This is a genomic window from Kitasatospora cystarginea (assembly GCF_039533515.1).
Classification (GTDB): Bacteria; Actinomycetota; Actinomycetes; order Streptomycetales; family Streptomycetaceae; genus Kitasatospora; species Kitasatospora cystarginea.
In genome coordinates this window covers 13,130-29,495 of sequence record NZ_BAAATR010000022.1, presented here as the reverse complement: position 1 = coordinate 29,495, position 16,366 = coordinate 13,130, and the positions used below count along the sequence as shown (strand labels likewise).

The following is a 16,366-nucleotide window of genomic DNA, read 5'->3' as shown; positions in this document are numbered from 1 at the left end:
GGCACACCCGTCGGCTCCACCGGTCAGGCGGACTTGTTCTTGGCCGCCGACTCCTTGGCGCGCTTGATCCACTCGTCCGGTCCGATGCGCTTGGCCATCAGCTCGCCGGAGGCGTTCTGCAGGTCCTCGTCGAACTTGCTGGCGGTGTTCGGGTACTGGTAGTTGAAGGTGTTGGCGCCCGCGGCCTTCAGGGCCACCACGGTGGACTGGGTGCCCGGCTTCAGCTTGACCTCGGGTCCGACGCCGTCCTTGAGGCAGGTGAGGCTGTTGGCGGTCTGGGCGAACTTGCCCGAGGCCTCCTTGGTCAGCATCATCCGCAGGAACTCCAGACCGCCGGCCACGTTCCTGCCCTGCCTGGGCACGATGAACGGCTCGCCCGCGCCCGCCCGGATCGCCTCGAACGGCATCCGGTCGCCGGGCAGCGAGGGCATCGGCATGAAGGTCATCTCGAAGTCGGCCGGCGTGGAGGCGAGTTGTTCGTTCTCCAGCCAGGAGCCGCACGGGATGAAGGCGGCCTTGTACTGGTTCCACGCGGTCTGCGACTCGGTGTGGGTCATGCCGTTTGTGCCCGGGAGCAGGAAGTCCTGGTCGACCACCTGGTAGAACGCGTCCATCGCGGTCTTGACGGCCGGGTCGTCCCAGGCGGTCGGGTCCAGGTTGTCGATCCGCTTCATCAGCTCCGGGCCGCCCTGCTTGGCGATCATGTCCAGCATGGCGACGTTGATGTAGTACGGGTACTTGCCCTGGTGGGCCAGCGGGGCGATGCCGGCGGCCTTGATCCGGCTGCCGAGTGCGATGAAGTCGGCCCAGGTCTTCGGAGCCGTCCAGCCGTGCTCCCGGAACAGCTTGCCCGAGTACCAGAGGCCGAACACGGTGTAGACGTAGGAGAGGTTGTAGACCTTGCCCTTGACCGTGCCGGAGTCGAGCGTGCCGGGCATCAGCACGTCACGGACCTTCCTGGTCGGGTCGTCGAGGTACGGTGCGTCCAACAGCGGCTGCAGATCGGTCAGTTGGTTGGAGTCGACCAGCACGTCCAGCTTGATCTGCTTGTTGCCGGAGTCGTCGATGACGTCCGGTGGGCTGCCCGCGTTGAAGCGCGGCTGGAGCTTGCCGGTGACGTCCTTGTCGGCCTGATGGTTGATCTTCGCATCGGGGTAGGACTTCGCGTAGACGGCCTCGAACGCCTTGGCGTAGTCGCTGCCGTAGCCGCCGTCGAAGATGAAGACCTCAAGGCCCGCCCTGGCGTCCACACCGAACGGGTTCTTGGCATCGGTGAGGTTGTAACCGCTGCTCTTCGTCCCCTTGTTGTCGCTTCCGCCGGCGCCGGCGGCGCAGGCGGCGAGCAGCGGACTTCCGGCCGCCGCGAGCACGGCGATACCGGCGGCGCGCTTGAAGATGTCACGGCGGTTGTACTCGTTTGCAGAGCCCATGAGTGCCCTAACCCCTCGGTGTCCTTGAGATGCAGCCAGGTTATGACGGCCCGTCAATTCCCGCTGCTGGGGCGCGCCCAGCGGCGGAAGTGCCGCTCAGAGGCGTTGCTGTGATGCGCAAAGGTATAGTCCTGCGGCCATCCGGCGGCAATAGCGCGCACCACCGGGGGTGACCGGTGACCGTCAAAGCGTTGCCGGCCGTGCAGCATGTGCAATTCGCAGGGACCCGCAGAGGTGCGCCGGGCCGCTGACATCCGAGAAGGTAGCGTGTTCATGCGCATTTGAACATAGAAACGCGCAACTTTGAGCAGCGATACGTCAAAACGTGATCCGGAAACAGAAGAGGCCGGCACCCACTCCGAGGAGTGGGTGCCGGCCTCTGCCGGACCTACTGGGATCAGCCGATCAGCGAGCGCAGCACGTACTGCAGGATGCCGCCGTTGCGGTAGTAGTCCGCCTCGCCGGGGGTGTCGATGCGGACGACCGCGTCGAACTCGGTGCTGGTCCCGTCCGCGCCGACCGCCTTGACCTTGAGGGTCTTGGGGGTGCGGCCCTCGTTGAGCTCGGTCACGCCGGTGATGGAGAAGGTCTCCTCACCGGTCAGGCCCAGGGAGTCGGCGCTCTGGCCCTCCGGGAACTGCAGCGGCAGGACGCCCATGCCGATCAGGTTCGAGCGGTGGATGCGCTCGTACGACTCGGCGATGACGGCCTTGACACCCAGCAGCGCGGTGCCCTTGGCGGCCCAGTCGCGGGACGAGCCGGAGCCGTACTCCTTGCCCGCCAGGACGACCAGCGGGATGCCGGCGGCCTGGTAGTTCTGCGAGGCGTCGTAGATGAACGACACGGGGGCACCCCCGTCACCTTCGGCGGACCGGGTGAAGTCGCGGGTGTAACCGCCCTCGGTGCCCGGCGCGATCTGGTTGCGCAGACGGATGTTGGCGAAGGTGCCGCGGATCATGACCTCGTGGTTGCCACGGCGCGAGCCGTAGGAGTTGAAGTCACGCTTCTCGACGCCGTTGGCGGTCAGGTACTGCGCCGCCGGGGTGCCCGGCTTGATGTTGCCGGCCGGGGAGATGTGGTCGGTGGTGACCGAGTCGCCCAGCTTGGCCAGGACGCGGGCGTCGGTGATGTCGGTCACCGGGCTCGGGGTCTTGGCCATGCCCTCGAAGTACGGGGGCTTGCGGACGTAGGTGGACTCGGCGTCCCACTCGAAGGTGTTGCCGGTCGGGACCGGGAGCGACTGCCAGCGGTGGTCGCCGGCGAAGACGTCCTGGTAGCCCTTGTCGAACATGGCCTCGTCGATGGAGCCGGCGACGACGTCGGCGACCTCCTGCTCGGTGGGCCAGATGTCGGCGAGGAAGACGTCGTTGCCCTCCGCGTCCTGGCCCAGGGCCTCGCGGGTGATGTCGACGTTCATGTTGCCGGCGAGGGCGTAGGCGACCACCAGCGGCGGGGAGGCCAGGTAGTTCATCTTGACGTCGGGGTTGATCCGGCCCTCGAAGTTGCGGTTGCCGGAGAGCACCGAGACGACGGCCAGGTCGGCCTCGTTCACCGCGGCCGAGACCTCCTCGGGCAGCGGGCCCGAGTTGCCGATGCAGGTGACGCAGCCGTAGCCGACCAGGTTGAAGCCCAGCTTCTCCATGTACGGGAGCAGGCCGGCCTTCTCGTAGTAGTCCATGACGACCTTGGAGCCGGGCGCCAGGGTGGTCTTGACCCAGGGCTTGACCGTCAGGCCCTTCTCCACGGCCTTCTTCGCCAGCAGGGCGGCGCCCAGCATGACGGAGGGGTTGGAGGTGTTGGTGCAGGAGGTGATCGAGGCGATCACGACCGCGCCGTTGTCGATCTCGTACGACGAACCGTCGGGGGCGGTGACGGCGGTCGGCTTGGAGGCCTCGGCCGAGTAGGTCGGCAGCGCCTCGGCGAACTTGGCCGCCGCCTCGGCGAGGACGACGCGGTCCTGCGGGCGCTTCGGGCCGGAGATCGACGGGACGACGGTGGAGACGTCCAGCTCCAGGTACTCGGAGTAGACCGGCTCGACCGACGGGTCGTGCCAGAGGCCCTGCTCCTTGGCGTACGCCTCGACCAGGGCGAGCTGCTGCTCGCTGCGGCCGGTGAGCTTCAGGTAGTTGATGGTCTCGGCGTCGATCGGGAAGATCGCGCAGGTCGAGCCGAACTCCGGCGACATGTTGCCGATGGTGGCACGGTTGGCCAGCGGGATGGCGCCGATGCCGTCACCGTAGAACTCGACGAACTTGCCGACCACACCGTGCTTGCGCAGCATCTCGGTGATGGTGAGCACCAGGTCGGTGGCGGTGGTGCCGGCCGGCAGCTCGCCGGTCAGCTTGAAGCCGACCACGCGCGGGATCAGCATGGAGACCGGCTGGCCGAGCATCGCGGCCTCGGCCTCGATGCCACCGACGCCCCAGCCCAGCACGCCCAGGCCGTTGACCATGGTGGTGTGCGAGTCGGTGCCGACGCAGGTGTCGGGGTAGGCCTGGCCGCCCCGGACCATGACCGTGCGGGCCAGGTGCTCGATGTTCACCTGGTGGACGATGCCGGTGCCCGGCGGGACGACCTTGAACTCGTCGAACGCGGTCTGGCCCCAGCGCAGGAACTGGTAGCGCTCCTTGTTGCGACCGTACTCGATCTCGACGTTCTGGACGAAGGCGTCCGGGGTGCCGAACTTGTCCGCGATGACGGAGTGGTCGATGACCAGCTCGGCCGGGGCCAGCGGGTTGATCTTGGACGGGTCGCCGCCAAGCTCCTTGACGGCCTCACGCATGGTGGCGAGGTCGACCACGCACGGCACACCGGTGAAGTCCTGCATGATCACGCGGGCCGGGGTGAACTGGATCTCCTCGCTCGGCTGGGCGGTGGCGTCCCAGTTGCCGAGCGCGCGGATGTGGTCGGCGGTGATGTTCGCGCCGTCCTCGGTGCGGAGCAGGTTCTCCAGCAGCACCTTGAGGCTGTACGGCAGCCGCTCGGAACCCTCGACGGCGGAGAGCTTGAAGATCTCGTACGACTCGTCGCCCACCTGCAGCGAGCTGCGGGCGTCGAAGCTGTTCGCGGACACGACTGACTCCTTCTAGGTGCTTCGTGTGTGCGTGGGGCTGTGCTGCGCCCCCTCTGCCCACCGGGCGATAAGGTAAGGTAAGCCTTAGCTAACTAACCATTCGCGAGAATGGGCGCCTGCGCCTCTCGGCAAGTATCTTGACGTCAAGATAAATCCTAGCTTGGAGTTATCTCGATGTCGAGATAAACCATAGTGCATGGGCGCCTGACTCCCACCTACAGGCGTGCCTTCCGCCGGCATGCCTTTGGGCGCGATCCGACGACACCGCCGTGACATGCCTCCAAAACTTCCTGCACCACCCCCCTGGCGCAAGTCCTGGGCCCGCGCGTCGTGCCGGAGACCGGTCCGGCTACGGTGAAGCCCAGTCAATCGACCGCCACCGTCCAGGGAGCCCGCTCGTGATCGTCGTCGATGCCTCCGCGCTGGTGCTGGCGCTCGCCGACCGGGGCGCACGGGGCGAGGCGGCCCGGGCCGAGCTGGCGGTGGGCGGCGAGTGGGTCGCCCCCGAGCACGTGGTGATCGAGGTGATGCAGTCGCTGCGCGGGCTGTACCTCGCCCGGGAACTCGACGCGGACCGGGTGGCCGAACTGGCCACCGAACTGGCCGGCTTGGAGATCCGCAAGGTGGAGGCCGCTCCCCTGCTCGGGCGGATCTGGGAGTTGAAGGACAACCTGACGCCGGACGACGCCGCCTACGTCGCGGTCGCGGAGCAACTCGGGGTTCCGCTGGTGACGGCCGACCTGCGGCTGATGCGGGCGAGCGGGCCGCGCTGCGAGATCCGGGGCATCGCTCCCGCGCGGTGACCCGGGCCGTCGGGGCCGGGGCTTCGCGCGGGGCGGCGTCCGCCCCGGAGCGGTGACCTTGGAGCATCGGCCCTTCGCGCAGACCGAACACCTCACCCGGACCGCGCCGCACGGGCAGTGCCGCACCGGCCGCCCGTACGGGTGACCCTGCGGCACGGCTCCACGCGGTGCGCCGGGCGGGGCCGAGACCGTGGTCGGTGTCCAGCAGCCACGGCACCGGCCGTGTCCGCCCACCCCGGAGGTCCGACCCACCATGTCCGCCCCGCTCGCCGCTTCCCTGCTCCCGCTCGCCCTGCTGCACCCGGCACTGCCCCACACCACCGAGGTGGACGCCGACTTCGCCCCGGCCTCCGCCTTCGTACCGCCGACCGCGATCAGCCACGCGCCGGACCTCGTCCGGTACGGCTCTCACGTCCGCGTGACGGTGGTGCGCGCCACGGACGGGACCACGGTGCGCATGGAGCTGTCGGGGGCCGCGGCGCAACACGGGTTCCCGGTCCATGCGCACACGGGGCGGTGCGGCGCCGACCCGGCCGCGTCCGGTCCGCACTACCAGCACAGCGTGGACCCGGTGCAGCCCTCCACCGACCTGGCGTACGCCAACGACCGAAACGAGCTGCGCATGACGCTCCGTACCGACCGGGCCGGCAACGGCTCGGCGAGCGCCACCGTCCGCTGGGCCTTCCGGCCGGGCGAGGCGAGCTCGCTCGTCCTCCACGCCGGCGCCCCGGCCGACTCGCATGCCGCGAGCGACCGGGTGGCCTGCGTGAACGTGGCCTTCTGAGGAGCCGGGCGGAGCGAGCCGGTCAGGAGCCCAGCGTGGCGACCAGGACGGCCTTGATGGTATGCAGGCGGTTCTCCGCCTGGTCGAAGACGATGGAGTGCTTGGACTCGAACACCTCGTCGGTCACCTCCAGCTCGGACATCCCGGTGGCCTCGTGCATCTGCCGGCCGACCTCCGTGCCCAGGTCATGGAAGGCCGGAAGGCAGTGCAGAAACTTCACGGCCGGATTGCCGGTCGCCCGGACCGTCTCCATCGAGACCTGGTAGGGCTTCAGCATCGCGATCCGCTCGACCCAGACCTCCTTGGGCTCGCCCATCGAGACCCAGACGTCGGTGTAGAGGAAGTCGGCACCGGCGACCCCGGCCGCGACGTCCTCCGTCAGGGTGATCCGGGCGCCCGTGGAGTCGGCGAGTGCCCGGGCGGCCTTCTGCACCTCCTCGGCCGGCCAGAGCTGTCGCGGGGCGACGATCCGGATGTCCATCCCCAGCAGAGCGCCGGTGACCAGCAGCGAGTTGCCCATGTTGGAGCGGGCGTCGCCGAGGTAGGCCAGGGCGACCTCCTCCAGCGGCTTGGCGGTGTGCTCCCGGACGGTCAGCGCGTCCGCCAGCATCTGGGTGGGGTGCCACTCGTCGGTGAGCCCGTTCCAGACCGGCACCCCCGCGTACTCGGCCAGTTCCTCGACGACCTCCTGGCCGTGGCCCCGGTACTCGATGCCGTCGAACATCCGGCCGAGCACCCGGGCGGTGTCCTTGATCGACTCCTTGTGGCCGATCTGCGAGCCCGAGGGGTCCAAGTAGGTGGTGCTCGCCCCCTGGTCGTGAGCGGCCACCTCGAAGGCACAGCGAGTCCGAGTCGAGGTCTTCTCGAAGATCAGCGCGATGTTCTTGCCGCGCAGCCGCTGCTGCTCCGTCCCCGCGCACTTGGCGGCCTTGAGCTGCGCGGAGAGGTCGAGCAGGAAGCGGAACTCCTGCGGGGAGAAGTCCAGCTCCTTGAGGAAGTGCCGGTTCCGGAGGTTGAAGGCCATGCCGGGCTCCTGTGGCGTCGGGGACACTGAGACGGGAAGTGTATACGACACTATGAATTTGTATGCAGACCCTGCGGTCGCGCTGGCCGCCGCAAATCATCCCGGGTCACCCATCGTTCCGGGCCGCCACCAAAGTCCGGGGCGGCCCTTCCGGCGGGTGGGCCCCTCCAGCGGGTGAACCTTCCAGCGGGAGTGGCCCGGAGCCCGGCGTAGGCCTCAGAGCCGCGGATCGACCGGCTCCGACTCCAGAGCCAGCACGGCGAACACCGCCTCGTGCACCCGCCACAGCGGCTCGCCCGCCGCCAGCCGGTCCAGTGCCTCCAGGCCGAGGGCGTACTCGCGCAGGGCGAGTGACCGCTTGTGGCCGAGCGAGCGCTGCCGCAGCTGTTCCAGGTGCCGGGTGTAGTCCGGACCGTAGATGATCCGCAGGTACTCCCGGCCACGCACCTTGATACCCGGCTGGACCAGACCGCCCGGGCGGCCCTCGCCCGCCTCGCGCCGGACGAGGGAGGCGAGCGGCTTGACCACCATGCCCTCGCCGCCGGCCGCCGTCAGATCCTCCCACCAGGCGACGCCTGCGGCGATCGACTCCTCGTCCGAGGTGTCCACCACCAGACGGCCGGTGCTCCGTAGGATCGGCTCCTGCGGGTCGTCGGCCGCGACCAGGCGGTCGATCCAGGCGAGGTGCTGGTCGTGCGGACGGACCGCGAGGTTCGCGCCCTCGGCCGCCAGTACCTGGAACGGCGCCAGCCGGATGCCCGACAGGCCCTCGGTCGGCCAGCAGTAGCGGCGGTAGGCAGCGGTGAACGCCTCCGCGTCCGCCGCCCGCCGCCGCTGCCGTTCGGTCAGCTCCGCCAGTTCCAGACCACGTCCGGTGCCCTGCTCCAGCGCTGCCAGCGCCCGCGGAAGTGCCGCGCCCGCCGCCGCGCCGACTGCCGCGTACTGACGGCGCAGCAGCTCGGCGGCTTTGAGCGACCAAGGCATCAGCTCGGCGTCGAGCAACAGCCAGTCACTGGCCAGCTCCTCGAACAGCCCAGCCCGCTCGGCGGCCGCCCGGACCCGGTCCAGCACCGCCCCGGTCAGCTCCTCGTCGCTGAGGAAGGCCCGCCCCGTCCGGGTCCAGACCGCACCGGGTGCCTCGACGCCGAACCGCTTCTCCAGCACGGCGGCATCCCGGGTGACCAGGACCACCGCGCGCGAGCCCATGTGCTTCTCCTCGCAGACCACCTGCCGCACCCCGTCGTGGCGGTAGGCGAAGAACGCCTCCTCCGGGTGCTCCAGATAGCCCTCGCGGCGCGAGGTCGCGCTGGGGGCCATGGTCGGCGGCAGATACGCCAGCAGCCTGGGGTCGAGCGCGAAACGGCTCATCACCTCCAGCGCGGCCGCCGCGTTCTCCTCCCGCACCGCGACCCGGCCGTGGTGGGTGGTGTCGACCACCCGGCGGCCGGCCACGTCGGCCAGGTCGAGCGGACGGCCGTCGCGGGCACCGGGTGCGTCGCCGTGCATCGGCCGGACCGGGGCGTACCACTCCTGCTCGGCCGGGACGCTGACCAGCTCGCGTTCCGGGTAGCGCAACGCGGTGAGGCTGCCGCCGAAGACACAGCCGGTGTCCAGGCAGATGGTGTTGTTGAGGAAGCTCGCGGACGGGACCGGGGTGTGGCCGTAGACCACCAGCGCCCGGCCCCGGTACTCCTCGGCCCACGGGTAGCGGACCGGCAGCCCGTACTCGTCAGTCTCGCCGGTGGTGTCGCCGTAGAGCGCGTGCGAGCGGACCCGGCCCGACGTGCGGCCGTGGTACTTCTCCGGGAGGCCGGCGTGGCAGACCACCAGGTCGCCGCCGTCCAGCAGGTAGTGGCTGACCAGATCGCGCATGAAGGCCTGCACCTGGGCGCGGAACTCCTCACTCTCGCCCGCCAGTTGGTCCACCGACTCCTGCAGGCCGTACGAGACGGTGACCTTGCGGCCGGCCATCCACCGGCCCAGCTTGTTCTCGTGGTTGCCGGGGACGCAGATGGCGTGTCCGGCAACCACCATGCCCATCACCAGACGCAGCACACCCGGGGTGTCCGGGCCGCGGTCGACCAGGTCTCCCACGAAGACCGCGGTACGGCCCTCGGGGTGCGCGGCATCGACCGGGCGGCCCTGCTCGTCCCGGGTGAGGGTGTAGCCGAGCCGGACCAGCAGGGTCTCCAGCTCGGAGCGGCAGCCGTGGATGTCACCGACGATGTCGAACGGCCCGGTGAGGTGGCGCAGGTCGTTGAAGCGCTTCTCGATGACGATCCGGGCGGCCCCCACCTCCGCCTCCCCGCGTAGTACGTGGACCTTGCGGAAGCCCTCCCGTTCCAGCCCCCTGAGCGAGCGGCGCAGCTCGCGCTGCTGGCGGGGGATCACATGTGGCGAAAGCTGCCGGTCCGGGCGGGTGCGGTTGCGTTCGGCACAGACGTCCGGCGGGACGTCGAGGACGATCGCGATCGGGAGTACGTCGTGCTCCCGGGCTATCTGCACCAGCCGGCGCCGGGCCTCCTGCTGGACGTTGGTGGCGTCGACCACGGTGAACCGACCGGCGGCCAGCCGCTTGCCGACGATGTAGTGCAGCACGTCGAAGGCGTCGCTGGAGGCGGACTGGTCGTTCTCGTCGTCGGCGACCAGACCGCGGCAGAAGTCGGAGGAGACCACCTGGGTCGGCAGGAAGTGCTTGCGGGCGAAGCTGGACTTGCCCGAGCCCGTGGTGCCTACCAGCACCACCAGGGAGAGGTCGGTGACGGGCAGGGCGCGGACCTGGGCGGGCGCTGCGGTGGTGGTGTCGGTCATCGAGTCACGCTCCCTTCGGTGGTGGTCGTGGTGGTGGCGGCGGTCGTGGGGGTGGCGGTGGTTGCGGCGCCCGGGGTGGTCGTGGTGGCTGCGGAGGCGGCGGTCGTGGGGGTGGCGATCACGGCAGGGGCCGTGGTGTCCGCCTCGGTCGCGGCGTCGGGCTCGGCACCGGCGGCCCCGAGGCGGAACAGCGCCAGTTGGGTCGGCGCACCGACCTCCTCGTCGTACGGGCCGACGGGCCGGACGGTGACGCCGTACCCGTACGTGTCGGCCACCCGCTGCGCCCAGGCCAGGAACTGTGCCCGGTCCCACTCGAACCGGTGGTCCGCGTGCCGGACGTGCCCGGCCGGAAGGGTCTCCCAGCGGACGTTGTACTCGACGTTGGGCGTGGTCACGACGACGGCACCGGGGCGGGCGGCGCCGAACACCGCGTACTCGAGTGCGGGCAGTCGGGGCAGGTCGAGGTGCTCGATGACCTCGGAGAGCACGGCCGCGTCGTAGCCCTTGAGGCGCGCGTCGGTGTAGGTGAGCGCACCCTGGGCGAGCCTGACCCGGGACGACTGGCGCTCCGGCATCCGCTCGAAGCGCAGTTTGCGGGCGGCTGCCGAGAGTGCCCGCGTGGACACGTCCACGCCGAGCACCTCGGTCACCCGGGTGTCCTTGAGCAGCGCGCCGACCAACTCGCCCTGCCCGCAGCCGAGATCGAGGATCCGGGCCGCACCCGTCTCACGCAGTGCGGCCAGGATCGCCTCCCGGCGCTGAACGGCGAGTGAGGTGCGCTTCCGGTCGGCCGTCCCCTCGGCACCCGCCTCGGACTCGGCGGCCTCCCTGCCGTCGGCGCTCTCTCCGGTGTTCTCATCGTCCACCGCGTTGTCCAGTTCCTCGGCCTCCCGGTCGTCGGCCTCGGCGAGCCGGGCCAGCTCCAGGCGTTCCATCGCGGTCCGGGCCAGCGCCCAGCGCCGTGCCAGGTACCGGCGGATGATCAGGTTGAGCTCCGGGTGCTCGGCCAGCCAGCCCTCTCCGGCGTCGAGAAGCTTGTCCACCTCGTCCGGCGCGACCCAGTAGTGCTTGGAACCGTCCAGCACCGGCAGCAGCACATAGAGCTGCTGGAGCGCGTCGGCCAGCCGCGCGGTGGCGCTCAGCTCGACCCGGACGTACCGGGACTCGCCCCACTCGGGGAACGCCTCGTCCAGCAAGATCGCCTCGGCCGCGACCTGCCAGCCGAGCGGCTCGAAGAGCCGGCCGACCAACGCGGCGCCACCGCTCTCGCCCGCACCGCTCGCGGGTACCGCGGGCAGTGAGATCCGCAGTGGCATCGGCTGGTCCGCCAGGCCGGGACGCGTCTCGCAGACGCCCTTCATCGCGGTCCGGAAGACCGTCCGCAGGGCTACCGCGAGCAGCGAGGAGGCCGCGTAGGAGCGGTCGTTGACGTACTGGGCGAGCGAGAAGTCCGGCGAGCCGCCGCGGCCCTTGCCCCGGCCCTTGCGCACCAGCGCGATCGGGTCGACATCCAGCAGCAGCGCCACGGTGCACGTCTCGGCCGTCGCCTCTGGGTAGAAGACATGCGCCTCACCGTGGGAGGTCGAGAACCGCTGCACCTTGTCAGGGTGCTTGTGCAGCAGAAATCCCAGGTCGGTGGCGGGCCGCTCGGCCGTTCCTGTGGTGGAGATCGAGATGAACACCCGGCTGAGTATCGCCGAGCACCCATCGCGCGGGCACCGGGTTTTATGCGCACCTCGGCTCGAATCGACGCCCGGATGATCCGAATCCGCGTCCGGACGGTGAGCGGGTTCGGCAGCCGCGGCCGGGATTCGTTAACGTGCACGATGTGACTGCTGAAACCTCCACCCTCGCAAGCGGCGCCGTCGCGGCCGGTCTGGCCACCATCGCCGCCGACGGGACCGTCCTCGACACCTGGTACCCCGCCCCCGAACTCGTCGCCGAGGCGGGCCCGGCCGGCACCGTCCGACTGACCGCCGAAGAGGCCGAGGCGGCTCTCGGCGCGGGCACCGCCGAGGCGCTGCGCAGCGACGCGCGCCGGGGCGTCGAGGTGGTCGCGGTGCGCACCACCATCGCCTCCCTGGACGAGAAGCCGCTGGACACGCACGACGTGTACCTTCGCCTGCACCTGCTGAGCCACCGCCTGGTCAAGCCGCACGGCCAGAACCTGGACGGCATCTTCGGCCTGCTCGCCAACGTCGCCTGGACCAGCATCGGCCCGGTGCCGGTCGAGAACGTCGAGCAGGCCCGGCTCGCCGTCCGCATCCAGGGCGGCCAGCTGGCCGTGTACGGGATCGACAAGTTCCCGCGGATGAGCGACTACGTCGCGCCGTCGGGTGTCCGGATCGCGCACGCGGACCGGGTCCGCCTCGGTGCGCACCTGGCCGTCGGCACCACCGTGATGCACGAGGGCTTCGTCAACTTCAACGCCGGCACCCTGGGCACCTCGATGGTCGAGGGCCGGATCAGCGCGGGCGTCGTGGTCGGCGACCACAGCGACATCGGTGGCGGCGCCTCGATCATGGGCACCCTGTCCGGTGGCGGCAAGCAGGTCGTCTCGGTCGGCCAGCGGTGCCTGCTGGGCGCCAACGCGGGCATCGGCATCTCGCTCGGCAACGACTGCGTGGTCGAGGCCGGTCTGTACGTGACCGCCGGCACCCGCGTCACCACCCCCGACGGCAAGATCGCCAAGGCGGTCGAGCTCTCCGGCCAGGACAACCTGCTGTTCCGCCGCAACTCGCAGAGCGGCGCGGTCGAGGTGATCGCCCGGTCCGGTTCGTGGGGTGGGCTCAACGCCGACCTGCACGCGCACAACTGACCTCCTCTGCACCGTACCGGGCTCTCGATGCCGTCCTCACGGCGGCACCGAGAGCCCGGTCGTTTTCCCGCACACCCGGCACGCTCGCTCCGGCCGGATACGCCGGGCACGCTCACTCCGGGCCCGACGCGCGCACTCCGGCCCGATCCAGCACGCACGCTCCGGCCGGATACGTGTATTCCGGCCCGGCAGCCGCACCCCGAACGAAGCGACGCATGGAACCGACGACGCCCACGGCCTCCTGCACCCCGCACCCCGCCGCTCCTAGCCGAGTGCGGCGCCGCGCCGCAAGCCGTCCTCACCCCTGCGGCTGACAGCAGGCTGGGCTTGGAGCTCAACGAGTGGTGCCGGGTGACCGGGCGCCCGAGCCGCTCGTTGAACCGGCGGCGTCGACCTCCGCCGCCTCACACCGCACTACCGAGCTGGAGGGCCCCCCTCATGTCCGAACCCAGGTCCGAGGCACCCGTCGCACCACAGACAGCGGCCACCGCAGGCGTGCCCATCGCCTCCCCTCCCACTGCCGTCGTGCCACCCGCCGCCGCCACGCCCAAGAGCCTGCTGGAACAGATGCAGGAACTGCTCGCCTCCGTCAACGACTCGCTGGCCGGACTCGGCGCCGACCTGCGCTCCTCCGGCACCCGGCCGGACCAGGCCGGGCCGGAACCGGCCGCCGACGGCTCCGCCGACTCGTCCGCCCCGGGTCGGTAGCCGGGCGCAGCGCCCGGCGGCGCCAGCGGGATGACCAGGGTCGGCAGGCTCCCTTCCGAACAGCGGTCCGCGCCCGGCCCGGTCCCCGCGCCGTGCGGCCTCGCGCCGTGCAGCCTCGCGCCGTCCGGCTCGGGGTTGTCCTGCTCACTGCTCGACTCAGGGACCCCATCGGCCCCGGTGCGCCGCCCGGCGTCCCGCTGTTCGTCACCGGGCCGCTCACGGCTCGGCTGTCGGCGGCCCCGGTATTCATCACTCCGCCCGTCCCGGCGGTGCTCCCACTCCTCGTCCTCGTGCCAGGTGTCCCCTTCGTCCGGGAAGTCGGTGCTCTCCTCCGCGGCCTCACCGCTCGAGTCCCCCGATTGCCTGCGTACCGCCCTGAGGAGTTCCGCCACCAAGTCCTTGCACTCGGCCCCCGCGTCGATGCCGTCGATGCACCGCCAGTAGAGGCGTTCGCCGTCAGCGCCGCAGGCCAGCACCACGAGCGCTTCGGCTACTTCGTGCAGGAGCCGGCCGAGTTCCCGGAGCACGGGCTCCAACTCGCCGAGTTCGTCCAGTCGGGAGGCGCGGCCGGTGCCACCCCACTCGCCCCGGCTCCACTCCTCCTCGGTGCCGCCCTCGGTGCCGCCCTCGGCGGCCGCTCCGCCGGACGGCTGCTCCAGGCAGCCGACGGCGTGGGCGCCCGCGTCGCAGAGCAGCTGGCCCAGAGCACCGAGCTCACCGGACTCGCGCTCGGCGATCCGCCCCCCGACGGCCTCGGTGAGCAGCCCCGCCTGCCAGGCTTCGGCGAGCGCGTCCGATGCGCTTCGGGTCTCCGCCAGCGCGTGCCGAGCCGTCTTGATCAATCGCAGCGCGTCCATAACCCGCCGCTCCCCTCGCTTGCGTCCGACCGCCGTCGCCGACGGTGTGTCACGGCGCAAGCGTGCTGCTCGGATCAGGTCCGCGCAGCACCCCGGGGATAACCTGTGGACAACCCCGCCCTGTGGATAATCCGTGTCACCCACACGGGTGCACGGAAGTGCGGTTCAACGGAAGTTCAGTTCAGCGGAGCGGTGGTCCGGCAATCAGACGATCTGATCGCCCTCGCCCGTCGGCCGCCGACCGACCACCGGGAAGCGCACCTCGTTCCGCTCGATCTTCGCTGCCAGCGCGGTGAGCGGATCCACTCCGACCGCCGTGCAGAACTGCAGCAGATACGCCAGCACATCGGCGACCTCGTCCCGGACCCGGTGCGCCCGGTCCGGATCGGCCATCACCTCGGACGCCTGCTCCGGCGTCAACCACTGAAAAATTTCCAGGAGTTCGCCCGACTCCACGCTCAGCGCCGCCGCGAGGTTCTTCGGGGTGTGGAACGGCTGCCAGTCCCGGGCCGCCGCGAAGTCGGTGAGCCGCTGCTGCAGCTCCTCCAGGGTCTGGCCCGCCGGGCCGTTCGTCTGCTCACTCACGCACCCAGGTCTACCCCATCGCCGGCGTCCCGGTGGGACCGCCCTCATCCGCCTCGTCCACACCCGTGCCGGTCACGCCCCCATCCGCGCCGGTCGTACCACCCGCCCCACCCGCCGCATCCGCCCTGTCCCCGCGCGCCGACTGCGCCGGCACCCGGGGCGGATCGGGCCGCAGCACGCTGTGCCCGGTGGCCGGATCACGTCGGCACTCGACCAGCTCGGCACCGCCCGCCTCTCGCACCGGTGCCGGATCGTTCACCGCCGCGAGCAGCCGGACGTCCCCCTTCTCGCACACCTCGCGGGCCACCCGCAGCAGCGCGGCGACCTGCTCCCCCGCCAGTCCGGCACCCAGGTCCTCTGCCAGTACGGCTAGTTGGCGATGCGCCGGCGGGACCTCGGCAGCCGGCTCCACGTCCAGCACCCCCGCGCCGGTCAGCAGTACCGCGGCGAAGGCGAGCAGCCGCAGCATGCCGTCCGAGGCCTGGTCCGCACCGGTCCGCCCGAGCACCCCCTCGTCGAAGACCGCGAGCAGCCGCTCTTGCGCCTCAGGCCCGCGCCGGGCCACGTCCAGCCCGAGCAGCGGGTGCGGAGCCGCCGCCTGGACGGCCTTGAGCAGCCGCCCGTAGCGCCGGGTGCAGTCGTTCCTGACCCTGGCCAGGACGGCGGAGATGTTGGCGGCCGTTCCCAGCAGCCTGGCGTCCGGATCGGGCTTCACCCAGTCGCGCATCAGGGCGGGCACGGGATGCAGCGGGAAGATCTCGCGCAGCGCGGTCAGCAGCTGCTCGGCCGCCGCGAGCACCTTGCACTCCCCGGCCGAGGAGCCGGCCACCCGCAGCGGGATCTGGGTGACGATCAGGCTGTCGCTGGGGAACGGCGCCCGGATGTCGCCCTGCCGGGTGTCGTTGTGCCAGGTGACGTTGACCTTCCCGTGGGCCACGTCCTGCTCTCCGGTCTCGACCAGCGTCTGCCCCGCGCAGGTGAGCCACTCCCGGGCGACCCGGACCCGGCCGTCGGTGCGCACCACCAGTTCGAGCCGGATCGGTCCCGCGCAGGAGCGGACCGTGCAGCCCAGGATGATCGCGTTCCGGCCGTGCGGCACACAGCCGAGCAGCCCGCCCCTGACCGGCTGGGCCAGCGGCCCCGCGGTACCGCCGAGTCCGTCCAGCGAAGGGCCGATCGGCTCGCCCAGCGCCAGCCGGGAGAGCACGGCCAGGGCGTCGAGCGCGTTCGACTTGCCGACCCCGGAGGGCCCGTGGAGGACGGTGAACGGCGAGAGCGCGAGGGTCGTCCGACGGTACGACTTGAACGAGGTGAGCCTGAGCTCCTCGACGGCGGGGCGGGCCGACGCCCGCCCTGCGGGGGTTCCGACCGGCAGGACGGTGCCCGAGAGCGGCTGGACTGCGGACTGGGCGGCTTCGCTGGTCACCCGGGGCACCCTAGTTGCCGCCGGCCGAGACGAAACGTCCCTGCGCG

Annotated in this window: 11 protein-coding genes; 3 read left to right on the top strand and 8 right to left on the bottom strand. The window is 71.0% G+C overall.

Features of this window, described 5'->3' with window-relative positions; genetic code table 11:
* Positions 1-23: 23 nt before the first annotated feature.
* Positions 24-1,430 carry an N-acetylglucosamine/diacetylchitobiose ABC transporter substrate-binding protein gene (gene ngcE, locus ABD369_RS23145; RefSeq protein ID WP_344638429.1) on the bottom strand — a complete coding sequence of 469 codons (1,407 nt, stop codon included), beginning with the start codon at positions 1,428-1,430 and terminating at the stop codon, positions 24-26.
* 397 nt (positions 1,431-1,827) lie between these two features.
* Entirely contained in the window at positions 1,828-4,503 is a 2,676-nt protein-coding gene (gene acnA / locus ABD369_RS23140) for an aconitate hydratase AcnA (protein WP_344638428.1), read from the bottom strand.
* 398 nt (positions 4,504-4,901) lie between these two features.
* On the opposite strand from acnA, the gene ABD369_RS23135 reads away from it, so the two are divergent.
* Positions 4,902-5,306, top strand: coding sequence for a type II toxin-antitoxin system VapC family toxin (locus ABD369_RS23135; protein WP_344638427.1), 405 nt, complete (start codon positions 4,902-4,904; stop codon positions 5,304-5,306).
* Between the two features lie 253 nt (positions 5,307-5,559).
* Positions 5,560-6,090: a superoxide dismutase family protein gene (locus ABD369_RS23130; protein WP_344638426.1), complete on the top strand. Its 531-nt coding sequence runs from the start codon at positions 5,560-5,562 to the stop codon at positions 6,088-6,090.
* Between the two features lie 22 nt (positions 6,091-6,112).
* Here the strand turns inward: ABD369_RS23130 and argF are convergent, their stop codons facing one another.
* The 3 genes from argF to ABD369_RS23115 form a co-directional block, all read right to left on the bottom strand.
* Positions 6,113-7,114: an ornithine carbamoyltransferase gene (gene argF / locus ABD369_RS23125; protein ID WP_344638425.1), complete on the bottom strand. Its 1,002-nt coding sequence runs from the start codon at positions 7,112-7,114 to the stop codon at positions 6,113-6,115.
* A gap of 216 nt (positions 7,115-7,330) precedes the next feature.
* Positions 7,331-9,925 carry a polynucleotide kinase-phosphatase gene (locus ABD369_RS23120; protein WP_344638424.1) on the bottom strand — a complete coding sequence of 865 codons (2,595 nt, stop codon included), beginning with the start codon at positions 9,923-9,925 and terminating at the stop codon, positions 7,331-7,333.
* Positions 9,922-11,607 carry a 3' terminal RNA ribose 2'-O-methyltransferase Hen1 gene (locus tag ABD369_RS23115; protein ID WP_344638423.1) on the bottom strand — a complete coding sequence of 562 codons (1,686 nt, stop codon included), beginning with the start codon at positions 11,605-11,607 and terminating at the stop codon, positions 9,922-9,924. The genes ABD369_RS23120 and ABD369_RS23115 overlap by 4 nt, the downstream gene beginning before the upstream one ends.
* Before the next feature lie 146 nt (positions 11,608-11,753).
* Between ABD369_RS23115 and dapD the strand changes: the two genes are divergently transcribed.
* Positions 11,754-12,743, top strand: a complete 990-nt coding sequence (gene dapD, locus ABD369_RS23110) for a 2,3,4,5-tetrahydropyridine-2,6-dicarboxylate N-succinyltransferase (protein WP_344638422.1) — start codon at positions 11,754-11,756, stop codon at positions 12,741-12,743.
* 404 nt (positions 12,744-13,147) lie between these two features.
* Here the strand turns inward: dapD and ABD369_RS23105 are convergent, their stop codons facing one another.
* The 3 genes from ABD369_RS23105 to ABD369_RS23095 form a co-directional block, all read right to left on the bottom strand.
* Complete coding sequence (locus ABD369_RS23105; RefSeq protein ID WP_344638421.1) at positions 13,148-14,308, bottom strand: DUF6099 family protein; 1,161 nt, start codon at positions 14,306-14,308, stop codon at positions 13,148-13,150.
* Positions 14,309-14,512: 204 nt separating this feature from the next.
* The gene (locus ABD369_RS23100; RefSeq protein ID WP_344638420.1) at positions 14,513-14,893 is read right to left on the bottom strand and encodes a nucleotide pyrophosphohydrolase; all 381 of its coding nucleotides are present in this window, start codon (positions 14,891-14,893) and stop codon (positions 14,513-14,515) included.
* 10 nt (positions 14,894-14,903) lie between these two features.
* Entirely contained in the window at positions 14,904-16,319 is a 1,416-nt protein-coding gene (locus ABD369_RS23095; protein ID WP_344638419.1) for an AAA family ATPase, read from the bottom strand.
* Between the last annotated feature and the right edge of the window lie 47 nt (positions 16,320-16,366).

Coding starts and splice junctions, on each gene's coding strand:
- ABD369_RS23120 (WP_344638424.1), bottom strand. CDS start 9,925: ATGACCGACACCACCACCGCAGCGCCCGCCCAGGTCCGCGCCCTGCCC.
- ABD369_RS23105 (WP_344638421.1), bottom strand. CDS start 14,308: ATGGACGCGCTGCGATTGATCAAGACGGCTCGGCACGCGCTGGCGGAG.
- ngcE (WP_344638429.1), bottom strand. CDS start 1,430: ATGGGCTCTGCAAACGAGTACAACCGCCGTGACATCTTCAAGCGCGCC.
- ABD369_RS23130 (WP_344638426.1), top strand. CDS start 5,560: ATGTCCGCCCCGCTCGCCGCTTCCCTGCTCCCGCTCGCCCTGCTGCAC.
- argF (WP_344638425.1), bottom strand. CDS start 7,114: ATGGCCTTCAACCTCCGGAACCGGCACTTCCTCAAGGAGCTGGACTTC.